Below are 13,924 nucleotides of genomic sequence, written 5' to 3' on the forward strand. Positions count from 1 at the left end.
GACGATGGCGCGGCGCGCGCGACGCAAGGGGCAGGCGAGCCAGGGTTGCGCCGTGCTGCGGCTGCGCCGCGGCGCGCTGCTCGGCACCACTGCGCTGCAGGCGGGCTTCGCGCTGGCCTTCGCCCTGCCCGCCGCTGCGCAGCCCGCGCCTTCGGCCGGGCCGCAGGGCGGTGCGGTGGTGGCGGGGCAGGCGAGCATCGCCCGGCAAGGCAATGCCACCACCATCACCCAGTCCACCGATCGCGCCGCCATCGACTGGCGCACTTTCGACGTCGGCCGCGACCACACCGTGCGCTTCCAGCAGCCCGGCGCCGGATCCATGACGCTGAACCGCGTCACCACGCCGCGGCCTTCCGAGATTGCCGGGCGCATCCAGGCCAATGGCGGCGTCGTCATCATCAACGGCGCGGGCGTGCTGTTCCATCGCGGCGCGCAGGTGGAGGCGCAGAGCTTCATCGCCTCCACCGCCGACACCACGAATGCAGCCTTCATGGCGGGACGCCTGCAATTCGACCGGCCAGGCCGCCCAGGCGCCCGCATCGAGAACCGCGGCGAGATCACCGTGCGGGAGGCAGGGCTCGCGGCGCTGGTGGCGCCCGGCGTCGCCAATTCCGGCACGATCCGCGCCCGCCTCGGCACCGTCGTACTGGCCGGGGCGGAGACGCATACGCTCGACCTGCATGGCGACGGGCTGGTTGCCTTCGACGTCACGGGGCAGGTGCGCACCGCGCCGACCGGCGCGGACGGCCAGCCCGTGCAGGCTCTGGTGACGAATACGGGCGTCGTCGTGGCCGAAGGCGGCACGGTGCTGATGACGGCGCGCGCCGCCGATGGCGTGGTGCAGCAACTCGTCTCCGCGGGCGGCAGCATCCGCGCGGACAGCGTCGGCGAGCGGACGGGCAGCATCGAGATCGCTGGCGTCGGCGGCGGCATCCGGGTGCACGGGACCGTCGCGGCGGACGGCACCCGGCCTGCGGAGCGCGGCGGCACGGTCGTGGCGCGTGCCACCGGCGATGTACAGGTCGCGTCGACGGCGCGAATCTCCGCCTCCGGCGCGGCGGGCGGTGGCACGGTGGCGGTTGGCACTACGGCCGCGCGCGCCAGGGCGCAGGGCGGCGGCATCCCGGCCGATGCGGCGCGGCGCGTCGATGTCGCGGCGGGCGCCGAGATCCGCGCCGACGCCAGCCAGGCCGGCACCGGCGGTCGCATCGCCTTCATCGGCCGCCAGGCGGTCGCGATGGCCGGCAAGGTCGCCGCGCGCGGCGGTGAGAAAGGCGGCGATGGCGGGCGCGTGGAGGTCTCCGCGGAACGCAGCATCAGCCTCGTCGGCAGCGTCGAGACGATGGCGCCGCTGGGGGCGGCAGGCACGCTGCTGATCGATCCGCTGAACCTGACGATCGGCGGGGGCGCCGACAGCATCGCGCCCGGCGGTCCTCCGGTGCAGGTGCCGGCAGGGCTCGACGCCGCCGATGACGCCACGCTGACGGTCGCCACCGTCGTGTCGCTGCTCGGCAGCAACAACGTCCGGCTGGAAGCCATCAACGACCTCACCGTGTCGGAGGCCATCAGCTTCACGACAAACAGCAATGCGCTGACGCTTGCAGCCGGCAACAACGTGGTGGTGAACCAGGCGATCAGCCTGAAGGGCGACGTGGCGCTGCTCGCCTCCGACCCCGCCATTACCGGCGCGACGGCGAGCGGGCAGGTGCAGGTCAATGCGCCCGTCAGCTCGCTCGAGGGGTCCGTGCTGATGTGGGCGGCCGGCAGCGACGGTGCCGTGGTCTTCGCGCCGCTTGCCAGTTCGGACGCCGCCACCACGCTGACCCTCGTCGCGAACAGCATCACGCTGCCCACCGCCACCATCGCGGTGACGGCGCCGCTGGTGGAACTCAGCCCGAACGCCGGGTGGGCGCTGTCCTTCGGTGCCGGCGCCGCCACCGGGCTGACGCTGCCCGACCTGTCCTCCATCACCGCAGGCACGATCCGTCTCGGCGGAGCGACGCTGCCGGGCAGCGGGCTGACGACGCTGGCGAGCGCCACCAGCCTCGCCGGCAACATCGATCTCGCCGGCATGAATCTCGACCTGCGCGCCACCGGCGCCGTCGCGCGCAGCGGAGGCACGCTGAGCGGCGTGGCCGCGCTGACCGGCAGTGCCGGGACCGGCTTCGCCATGGACGGCGCCTATCACCAGGTGACGACGCTCGGCGCCATCGCCTCCACGGGCGGCCGCGTTTCGCTGAAGCTTGCCGGCGACCGCACGCTGTCCACGCTCCCCACAGCACCCGGCGGCTTCCACATCGAGGCCGAGGGCGACCTGCTCGCTCCCTCCGCCATCGCCATCGCCGGGGAGATCGCGCTCACCGGCGCGAAGGTCTCCACCAGCGCCACGCTGCAGAGCACCGGCGGCGCGGTGGTGCTGACCGGCACCGGCGCGGGGGTCGATCTGGGGGCGGCCGTGACGGCCGCAACGCGCATCGGCATCCGCGCGGACGTCTTCGACCGCAACGGCCATGCGTTGACCACCGGCGGCGGCGGCGTGGTGGAGATCGCGCGCCACAGCGCCGGCCAGCAGGTGGTCAGCGATTTCGGCGGGCTGTCCACGGGGGCGCTGCGGCTGGGCGCGGTGACGGCACCCGGCGCCGGTTCGTCATCCACGGTTGCGACCAGCCTCAAGCTCGCGGCGTCGCCCGGCCCAGCGCCGGGCTTCAACACGCTCGACCTGCGCACGAGCGGCGCGGTGACGCAGAGCGTGGCGCTGAACCTCTCCACGGTGACGCTGCGCGGCACGGCCGGCAGCATCAGCCTGGACAATCCCGCCAACGCCATCGCGACGCTCGGCCCGCTCAAGGCGACGACGGGCGATCTGCTGATCGCCACCGGGGGCGACCTGGCGGCGACGGCGGCGATCACCGCGAACGGCAGCGCGACGCTGCGCACGAACGGCACGCTGACCGTGCAGGCTGCCGCCTCCGTGACGGCCGATGCCATCACGCTGAAGGCGGGCGCGGGCGGGATCGTGCTGGACGGCGACCTCGATGCGGGCGGCACCTTGCAACTCGGCTCCACCGGGGCCGTCAGCGGCGCGGGCGCGGTGAGCGCGGGCACGCTGACCGGCGCGGTCGGGTCGCTTGACCTCGGCGGCACCACGCCGGCGGCGATCGGTGCCATCGGCAGTTTCTCGTCGCAGGGCGCGTTCAGCCTGGTCGCCGCGGGGCCGGTTGCGGTGACCGGCACGCTGCAGGCGGCCCAGGTGAACAGCGGCGCGCTGAACCTTTCCCTTGCATCGGGCGCCCTCACCGTCAGCGGGGGCATCGCGACCGGCAACGGGGGCGCCGCCGGCGGCGACATCACGCTGGTCGCGCCCGGTGGCGTGACGCTACAGGGCGGCGTGCAGGCGCGCGCCGGTTTCGGCGCGTTCGGCGACATCGCGATCACCGCGGCATCCGGCCAGATCGGGCAGACGACGGGCAGCGTCACCGCCGCGCGCAACCTGACCCTCTCGGCGGCCACCGGAATCGCGCAGACCGGCGGCGCGCTGGATGCGCAGCGTCTCGACGCGACGGTCAGCGAAGCCGGCGCGGCGGTCGACCTGGGCCGCGCCAACCGGCTCGACATGCTCGGCGCCTTGACCGCGCCGGGTGGGATCAGTGTGAACAACAGCTTCGCACTTGGCATTGTCGGTCCAGTGCGTGCCGGCCAGGCCCCGGTGGGAGCGGCGCAACCGGGCGCGCCGGCCGACCTGCGCATCACCGCCGCCGGGGCGCTGAGCGTCGCTGGCGAGTTGACGGCGGGGCAGGCGGCGGGCGGCGGCGCGCCGGCGGTGGCCGGGCGCATCGTCCTGCAATCCAACGACGGGACGACCCGCGGCGGCGCCACCTCGGCCGCGGCAGTGGATATCGCGCCGGGCGCCTCGCTTGCCGCGCGACGCAGCGGCGGCAGCGGGGGCACGATGGCGCTCACCGCGGAATCCGCGCTGCCCGGTGGCGGCGTGGTCAGCGTGCGTACGCCGGTCTCGGCGCTAACGGCGGGTGGCATCACGGTGACGGCGAACAGCGTCGCGGTCGGCGGCGGCTTCTTCGGCAACGGCGCGCTGCTCGCGCCGTCCGGCCGCATCACGCTGAACACCGAAGCGCTGTCGCTGGAGGGCTTTCCCCCGGGTGGGCTGAACCTCTCCGCCGCCGGCGGCACCGTGGCGATCGCGCCGCGCAGTGCGGGTGTGGCCGTCTCGCTCGGCGGTGCCGGCCCGGGCCTGGCGCTTGGCAGCGCGACGCTCGCGCGCATCGGCGCCGATGTGCTGCAGCTCGGGCGGGCCGATGGGGGTACCGTCACCGTCGTCGGCTCCGCGGCGCTCGGCACGGTGGCGACGCTTGCGGTGCTGTCCGGCGGCGATCTTGCCGCGCAGGCCGGCGGCGTGCTGCAGGTGAACCGGCTGACGGCCGATGTCGGCGGCAGCATCCGGCTCGAATCGCCGGGCGGTCCGCACCAGATCGGCACGCTCGCGGACCTCACCGCCGGCGGCGCCATCGCCTATCGCGGCCAGGGCAGCGTCATCGTTGATGGCGCAGTGCAGGCCGGCACGGATGTGCTGCTCGCCACCGGCGCAGGCGGCACGCTGAGCGTGCAGGGCGGCGCCGCGGTGACGGCGGGCTCGGGCGGGACGGTCACGTTGCAGGGCGACGATGTGGCCCTCGCTGGCCCCGTCACCGCGCCAGGCGGGCGCATCGAGATCCTGCCGGTGACCTCCGGCACGCAGATCACCCTCGCCGGCGCCGGTGGCCTGTCGCTGCTGCAATCCGACCTGGGTCTTCTGTCCGCCGAAACGCTGTTGCTGGGCGCGCGCCAGGGCGGCGTGCCGGTGGCCGGCAATCTCCTCGTGGCGGGGCTTGCCGACCTGACCGGTCGCGCGAACCGGCTGCAGCTCGGCCTGCAGGGCGTCGCCTTCGATGCCGGCGCGGGCAGCGGAATCGTCGTGGCGCGGCTCGGCGAGGCAACACCGGGCACTGGCCTGAATGTCGGCGGCCTGGTGCTGCTGGGCGACGGCAACCGCATCGGCGCGGTGGACGCCTTCCGCAGCGGCGGCACCTTCGCGCTGAGCAGCGCCGTGCCGCTGGCGATGGCAGGGCCGGTCGAGGCTGCCGGCGCGATACTGGTGACAGGCACGGCCAGCGGCATGGGGCTGACCGTGACCGGCAGCCTGGCCTCCGGCACGCTGGGTGGCGCGGCCTCGGGGTCCGCCGGCCCGCTGACGCTGGAAACCACGCAGGGCGGGCTGACGCTGGCGAGCGGCGCGGCCGTGCAGGCGCGCAACGGCGCGCTGCTGGTCCGCGGCGCGACGTCCGGTGCGGGCGGCGCCACCACCATCGCCGCGGGCGCGACCGTGACGACGGCCCAGGATGCGACGATCCGCGGCGATGCGGGGCTTGTCATCGCCGGCACCGTCATCGCCGGCACCGGCGTGCAGCTGCGCGCCACCGAGGGCAGCACGGCGCCTGCGCTCAGCCTGACCGACACCGGCAGCGTGACGACGAGCGCCGGCGACATCGGGGTGACCGTCACCGGCAGCGGCGCGGCGGTGCTGGATGGTTCGGTGATCGCGCCCGGCCGGCTGGTGCTGACTGGCGGCAGCGTCTCCGGCACCGGATCGGTGCAGGTCGCGGCGGTGACGGGCAGCGCGCGGTCGCTGGCGCTGACCGGCACGGCGAACCGCATCGGCGCGCTGGAGGCGCTGACCACCACGGTCGGCGGCATCACGCTGAACGACCTCGATGCCTTGACGATCGCGGGCATGGTGCAATCGGCCGGACCGGCGACGCTCTCGGCGCCCAGCCTGACCATCCCGCTCGGCGCCGTGCTGGCCGCGCCGGGCGAGACCATCCGCATCACCGCGGCCGATTTCATCCATGCCGACGGCCAGGTGATCGCGGGAACGCTGATCGGCGGCGCGGCATCGGGCAACGCGCTGTTCGGCAATGGCGCGAATGCGGTCGATGTCGTCGGCGACTTCGCGGCGGGCGGCAGCTTCGTCTATCGCGGTGCGACCACGCTGCTGGTCTCCGGCGACGTCGCCGCACCGGGCGGCGTGACCATCGGCACGACGGCGGCGGGGCCGGATGCGCTGCGCCTGACCGGCAGCGTGACCGCTTCCGCCGGTGCAGTTGAACTGGACGCAGGCGCCGGCGGGATGCGGCTGCTCGGCGACGTCACGGCGGGTGGCAGCGTGACGCTTCTGGCGGCAACGCTGGTGCAGGAGTCCGGCAGCGTCATCGGCGGTTCGGTGCAGGCGACGGCCGCGGGCGCGGCGACGCAGGCCTCGGGCGCGACGCTGCGCGCGAGCGGAACGGACCTGTGGTTCACGGCCGGCAGCTTCGATCTCGCAGGCACGCTGGAGGCGGCGCGCGACGTCGTGCTCACGGCAACTGCGGGCAACGGCATGATCTCCGGCGCGCTGACGGCCGGGCAGGATGCGGTGCTGTCCGTGGCGGGCGGCACGCTTGCGCTGAGCGGCACCTCGCAGGCGACGCGCGACGTGAGCGCGACGGCGGATGGCGATGTGAGCGTTACGGGTAGCGTCACCGCGGAAACCGGCGCGCTCAGCCTCGTTTCGACCGCTGGTGCGCTATCGCTGGCGGCGGATGTGACGGCGGCGGGTGCGGTGACGCTGCAGGCGTTCGGCGCGCTCGATCAGTCGAGCGGGAGCGTCGAGGGGGCGTCGGTGCAGGCGACGGCCGGTGGTGCGGCAACACAGACAGCCGGCGCGACGCTGCGCGCGACAGGCAGCGATCTCGGCGTGCAGGCTGCAAGCTTCGATTTGGCCGGCACGCTGGACGCGGCGCGCGATGTGGCGCTGACTGCGATAGCGGGGAATGGCGTGGTCTCCGGCGCGCTGACAGCCGGACAGGACGCGATGCTGTCCGTGAGCGGCGGCACGCTGGCGCTCAGCGGCTCGGTGCAGGTCGTGCGCGACATGAACGCGACATCGAGCGGCGATCTGGCGGTGACGGGCAGCGTCACCGCGGATACCGGCGCGCTCAGCCTGGTCTCCACCGCGGGTGCGTTGTCGCTGGCGGCGGATGTGACGGCGGCGGGTGCGGTGACGCTCTCAGCCTTCGGCGCGATTGATCAGTCGAGCGGGACCGTCGAGGGCGCGTCGGTGCAGGCCACCGCAGGCGGCGCGGCGACGCAGGCCTCGGGCGCGACGCTGCGCGCGACGGGCACCGATCTTGGCGTGCAGGCGGCGCGCTTCGACCTGGCCGGCACGCTGGACGCGGCGCGCGACGTGGCGCTGGCGGCGACCGCGGGGAATGGCGTGGTCTCTGGCGCGCTGACGGCGGGACAGGATGCGGTGCTGTCGGTCACGGGGGGCACGCTGGCGGTTGCCGGCCCTGTCCAGGCCACGCGCGACGTGCGCGCGGGATCGAGTGGCAATCTGGCGGTGACGGGTCGCGTTACGGCGGATACCGGTGTCGCGAGCCTGATCTCGACGGCGGGTGCGCTATCGCTGGCGGCAGATGTGACGGCGGCGGGTGCGGTGACGCTGCAGGCTTTTGGCGCGCTGGATCAGACCGCCGGGATGATCGCGGGTGCGTCCGTGCAGACAATGGCCGGCGGTGCGGCAACCCAGGCCGCCGGCGCGACGCTGCGTGCAACCAGCACGGACCTCGGCGTGCAGGCCGCGAGCTTCGATCTCGCGGGCACGCTGGACGCGGCGCGCGACGTCGCACTGACGGCGACCGCGGGGAATGGCGTGGTCTCCGGCTCGCTGACGGCCGGGCAGGATGCAGTGCTGTCCGTGACCGGCGGCACGCTTGCGCTCAGCGGCTCGGTACGGTCGACACGCGATGTGAACGCGACATCGAGCGGCGATCTGACGGTCACGGGCAACGTCACCGCGGATACCGGCACGCTCGGCCTGGTCTCCACCGCTGGTGCGCTGTCCTTGGCGGCGGATGTCAATGCGGCGGGTGGAGTGACGCTGCAGGCTGCGACGACGTTCAACCAGACTAAAGGGATAGTGCAGGCATCCTCGATCGCGCTCATCTCCAACGACATCGTGACCATGAGCGGCAGTGTGCTGTCGGCGGTCGGGGCGCTGTCGTTCAATGCTGCTGGCGATATCGAGGCACAAGGACTCATCGAGACAGCGAAGCTGACCGGCGCAGCGGGAGGAAGCGCACTGTTGTCCGGCGGCAACCGAGTCGTGGCACTTGGCAGCTTCACCGCTGGCAACAACTTCACTCTGAACAACAGCTTGGAACTGAAGGTGAGTGATCGCGTCACAGCCGGCAACGAACTTGTGCTTGGGCTGCGCGGCGCACTCGTGCTCGACGCTCCTGGTGCACCCTTCGCGCTCGACGCACCAACGCTGCGCGTCGAGAGTGCTGGAGTTCTGCAGAGATTCGGTGCCGTGCGCACCGGCCTGCTCGATCTGACTTCCGGCTCGGATGTGACGCTCGACCTGCCGACAAACCAGATCGCCGCGCTTCGCGCAGCGGTGACGACGGACCTGACGCTCCGGACGGACAGCAACCTCACGATCCAGGCCGTCGTCAGCGCGGTCGGCAGCGCTTCCATCACCGCCACGGGAGATGTCCTGATCCCGACCGGCTCCACGCTGGAGGCGGACGTGCAGATGGTGCTTACGGGGGCACAGATCTTGACCGCGGGTGACCTCACGGCACCGTCGCTGAGCCTCACAGCGACAGCCGGCGACATCGAGCAGTCCGGCGGCACCATCCGCTGGAACTCCGGGACGGCGACGCTGAACGCAAACGCAGACATCCGTCAGACCGGCGGTCGGCTCGTCAGCAACATGCTCGGCACGCTGACGGGCAACGCTGGTGGCAGCGTGAGACTAACGCAGGCGGCGAATAACTTCAGCCTGTTCGGCCCATTCGCGGCAGCGAATGGACTTGCCGTCACGCATGAATTTCTGATGAACGTCTTCGGCCCGCTGGACGCAGGCGCTGGCGCATTGACGCTGGAGGCGGGTAGCCAGATCGTTGCTCAGTTCGTGTCCCTGGCTGGCGCTTCCGCGTCGCTGCGCGCTGGATCTGGCGTGACGATTGGCAGCATCGCGGACCTCACGGTCACCGGCGCATTGTTGATCAGCGCGCCCGGTTTCACGACTCTCGACGGCACCATCAGTGCGGGCTCGGCGACGCTCTCGCTCGGTAGCCTCTTGCAGCAGGGATCGGGCGTTATCGCGATTGATGGGCCGCTTTCTCTCACCGCATCCGGAAACGCCTTACTGTCTGGCCAGACCAGCGCGAGTGATGCATCCATCGCCGTCGGTAGCCTCACGCAGTCGGCGGGAAGCGCAATTCGTACATCAGGCTTGCTGACGATCGACAGCCTGGATTCGCTCACGCTGAACGGTATCGTGACGAGTGGCGGTACGGCGGCGCTTCGGGCGGGCGGCGCGTTCGTGCAGCAGGCGGGCGCCAGGCTTGACGCCAGCGGGCCCCTCAATCTCGTTGCCGGTACCGACATCACGCTCGACGGCGTCGTGTTGGGCGACTTGATCGGGCTGCAGGCCGGCCGCGACATGGCACAAGCGGCCGGTGGCAGCCTCGCCACGCCGGGCGCCGTGCAGATCAACGCCGCGGGCAACGCCGTGCTGGATGGCAGCGTCACCGGCGCGACCATCGCCATCGGCACCGGCCTCGCCACCAGCCAGCAGGCGGGCGGTAGCCTGGTTGCGACCGGGCCGCTCACGGTCACGGCCGGCACCGACATCACGCTGGACGGCATCGTCTCCGGCAATCCGATCCGCCTGCAGGCCGGGCGCGACATTGCGCAGGCGGCCGGCGGCAGCCTGACGACCCCCGCCGACCTGCAGATCAACGCCGCAGGCAATGCGGCGCTGGATGGCAATGTCGGCGCCGCCAGCATCGAAATCAGCACAGGGCTCGCCACCAGCCAGCAGGCCAGCGGCAGCCTGGTCGCCAGCGGGCCGCTCACCATCACCGCCGGCACCGACATCACGCTGGATGGCGTCGTCTCCGGCAATCCGATCCTCCTGCGATCCGGCCGCGACATCGCGCAGGCCGCGAGCGGCAGGCTCAGCACCAGCACGCTCACCCTCGCGGCCGGCGGCAATGCCAGCTTCGCCGGCACGATCCTGGCCGAGCTGCTGACCGGCACCGTCGGCGGCGCGCTGCTCGCCGATGGCACCGCCAACCGCATCGCGCTGCTGCGCGATTTCGCCGCGGGGCAGAGCCTCATCCTGGACAACGATACGGCACTGCAGGTCGAGGGCAGCATCGCCGCGCCTTCCATCATCGTCACCACGACCGGGCCGCTCAGCCTCGGCAACGTCGCGCTGTCTACCTCCGGCGTCCCCTATGTGGAGCCGCCGCCCGGCCCGATCGTCGAGACGCGGCTGCCCGATCCAATTCCCTTCACGCCGGGCGCGGTGTTCGAGACGGGCGCCAACACGCTTGATGTCGGCACGCTGACCGTCACGCCGCAGGGCACGGAGAACGCCACGCTGGCGCTGCGCCTGCCGGCCAGCGGCGGCACGCTGCGCCTGGAGGGCGAACTCAACGCGCCCACCACCGATGTCACCTTCGACCTCGGCACAGGCGGGCGCGTCACCGGCCGGATCGACGTGCGCAACCTGCGCGTGCTCGGCCTCGGCGGCAGCGCCGACCTGGAAGGGCGGGTGCGCGGCTTCGACGGGTCCGCGGCGGCCTCCGTCTCCGTCATCGGGCCGCAGCTCGAACCGGAATACCAGATCAACAATTGCCCGGTCGGATCGGTGAATTGCGTGCTGCTGATCGTGCAGCTTCCGGTCGTGACGGACCCGCTGAAGGAGCTCGGCGTCTCCACCACGCGCGACGACCGGGACGACCCCGACATCTACGTGCCCAACGTGGCGGAGCGCGACTTCTGATGCGCAAGCTGCTCGCCCTGCCGCTGCTGCTCGCTCTCGCCGCCTGCGAGACGCCGCCGCCATCGGCCTTCGTCGGCGGCAGCAGCGCGGCGGAGGGCGAGCCTGTCGGCAACAACACCGTCGGCGAGGCCTGCACCCAGCAGCGGCATCGCGACCGCTCCGCCGACATCTATTGCGGCACCTGGCAGCAGCCCAGCGCGCGGCTACGCCCGGCGACGGAAGGCGGCGACCTGCAGACGCTCGCCACCTCCGGCCCGTGGCGCGCCGGTCTCGATTCGCGCTTCGCCTGCGGCGCGCCGCGCAGCACCAATGTCCTCGGCGGTGCGCCCGCTCTCCTGATGGAGTGCACGCGCCGCGCCGGCGGCTGGCCCTATGTCGCGCTGGTCGTCTCCGTCGGCAGCGAGAACTGGCTTGCCGATGGCGTGCTGCCCGCCCTGCCGGCTATGGAACGCGCGATCGGCCAGGCGACGGGACGGCTGCGTGCCGAGGCGGGCACGGCCGCCCCGGCCTCCGGCGCCGAGGCGCTGGTGGCGGATCGCCTCGCCGCCCGCGCCTTCGGCTCCAACGACATCGGCACCTATGAGGCGCTGATGCAGGCGGGGATCCGTGCCAACCAGGCGGAGAACGCCGCCGCCGCGGAGACCGCCTACCGCGCCGCGCTCGGCGTGCAGGAGCGCGCGCTGGGCAAGGACAACCCGGCGCTGGCCAACACGCTCGCGCTGCTGTCGCTGCAGCTTTCCAACCAGGGCCGCTACCCCGCGGCGGAGGAGGCGCTGACGCGGGCCGAGGCGCTTTCCCGTCGCCCCGGCGCCGAGGAAGGCATGAGTGCCCGCATCGCGCATTACCGCGCGCTGCACATGCTGAACCTCGATCGCAACGCGGAGGCGCTGGCGCTGCTCGACGAGGCCGCCGCGGACTACGCGAAGATGCTGCCGCAGAGCGTGCTGAATGCGCGCCCCGCGCCGCGCACGCTGGCCGATTCCTTCGCGGGCGGCGAATTGCTGACCAGCCCGGCGACGCGCTCCGCCCTGCTCGGCCTGGTGGAGGTGCGGCGCTACCGCTCCATCGCGCTGCGCGCGCTGGGTCAGGAGGCCGAGGCCGATGCAGCGTTGCGCTCCGCGGCGACGCTGGCGCGCGCCAATCGCGTGGCGCTGCCGGTGGTCTCCGCGCGACTGACGCGCAGCGTCGCCATGGCCGATGCACAGCGCGGCGAGTCTGCCGGTGCAGCGACGGGGCTCTCCCAGGCGGCGGCGGCCTTCGCGCGCGGCGTGCCGGGAACCCGCCCGGTCGCACGCACGTACCTGCTGCGCGCGCAGCAGCTCTCCCGGCTGGACCGGCCTGCCCAGGTGATCGAGGCCTGCCGCTCCGCCATCGCGGTGCTGACGCTGCTGCGCTCGGGCGTGGAGGCGGAGCTGCTGGAGCCCTGCCTTGCCGCCTTCGCCGAAGCCGCGCGGCGCAGCCCCGGTGAGGCGCAGGCGCTCCTGGCGGAGATGTTCAGCGCCGCGCAGCTCGCGCAATCCGGCCTGACCAGCCGCCAGATCGACCAGGCGACCGTCCGGCTGGCCGATGGCGCGCGCAACCCGAGCGCCGGCGAGGCGATCCGGCGCTACCAGGATGCGCAGAACGCGCTGGGCGACCTGCTGCGTGAACGCGACGAGCTGGTGGCGGAAGGCAATGCGCGCGGGGCCGCCGCGGATGCCGTGGACCGCCGCATCGCCGCGGCCCGCACGACGCTGGCCGAGGCCGACGACGCGCTGCAGGCGGCCGCGCCGCGATACGGCCAGCTCGTGCAGCAGGCGACCAGCGCGGCGGACGTGATGGCCGCGCTGCGCCCGGGCGAGGCCTTCGCCAGCGTGGTGCTGACCGGCAGCGGTGGCTGGAGCTTCGCGCTGCGCGACGGCCGGATCGCCACGGCCCCGGTGCGCGGCGGAGAGGCGCGGGTCGCCGAACTCGTGCGCCGTGTGCGCGCGGGCATTGAGCGCACGGGCCCCGGCCTGCCGCGCTTCGACGCGGCTGCCGCGGCGGAGCTCTACACGCTGACGCTCGGGGATCTGGACGCCTCGCTGGAGGGTGCGACCGCACTGACCGTCGCGCCGAGTGGCCCGTTGCTCGCCTTGCCCTTCGAGGTGCTGCTGACGGGCCCCGCCGATCCGAACCGGCTTTCCGCCGCGCCCTTCCTGGTGCGGCGCTTCGCGATCTCCCATGTGCCGGCGGCCGCGAACTTCGTGGGGCTGCGGCGGCTGGAGCCATCCCGCGCCTCGCGGCCCTGGTTCGGCTTCGGCGATTTCCGCGCGCCGAGCCGCGCCCAGGCGGCGCGCAGCTTCCCGGCCGACAGTTGCGCCGACAGCGCCACGCTCTTTGCCAACCTGCCGCCGCTGCCATCGGCGACGCGGGAACTCGACGCTGCGCGGCAATTGCTGGAGGCCGGGCAGCGGGACCGGCTGCTCGGGCTGGAGTTCACGGCGGATTCGGTGCGCCGCGCGCCGCTGCGCGACTATCGGGTGCTGCATTTCGCCACCCATGCCGTGCTGCCATCCGAGATCGCCTGCCAGCCGGAACCCGCGATCCTCGCCTCCACCCCGCCCGCCGCCCCGGATGCCGCGCCGGCGCTGCTGACGGCCTCGGCGATTGCCAATCTCGACCTCGATTCCGACCTCGTGATCCTCTCCGCCTGCAATTCCGGCGGGCCGGCGGGGACGACGGCCGGCGAAAGCCTCTCCGGCCTGGCTCGGGCCTTCTTCTATGCGGGCGCGCGGTCGCTGCTGGTGACCCATTGGGCGGTGGACGACCGGATGGCGGCGTATCTCGTGGTGAAGACCCTGGCGGAGATGCGCGGCGGCCGCGGCCCGGCGGCGGCGCTGCAGGCGGCGCAACTCTCGATCCTGGACGACGCGGGGAAGGGCCTGCCGGAGGAGGCCGCGCATCCCTTCTTCTGGGCGCCTTTCGCCGTGATCGGTGAGGGCGGGCCCGTGCGCCCTGTTCCCGTGGCGGCCGCTTCGCGCCTATGATGCGGCGGTCATGCGGGAATCG

General features: G+C 73.1%; 2 protein-coding genes. Both read left to right on the forward strand.

Features of this window, described 5'->3' with window-relative positions; genetic code table 11:
- The first annotated feature begins 4 nt into the window (after window positions 1–4).
- Window positions 5–10,894 carry a filamentous hemagglutinin N-terminal domain-containing protein gene (locus E4T13_RS28105; protein ID WP_137181645.1) on the forward strand — a complete coding sequence of 3,630 codons (10,890 nt, stop codon included), beginning with the start codon at window positions 5–7 and terminating at the stop codon, window positions 10,892–10,894.
- Window positions 10,894–13,902, forward strand: coding sequence for a CHAT domain-containing protein (locus tag E4T13_RS28110; RefSeq protein ID WP_137181646.1), 3,009 nt, complete (start codon window positions 10,894–10,896; stop codon window positions 13,900–13,902). The genes E4T13_RS28105 and E4T13_RS28110 overlap by 1 nt, the downstream gene beginning before the upstream one ends.
- The last annotated feature ends 22 nt before the right edge of the window (window positions 13,903–13,924 follow it).

Origin of the sequence: Roseomonas sp. AR75 (assembly GCF_005222815.1) — a bacterium.
Taxonomy (GTDB): Bacteria; Pseudomonadota; Alphaproteobacteria; order Acetobacterales; family Acetobacteraceae; genus Falsiroseomonas.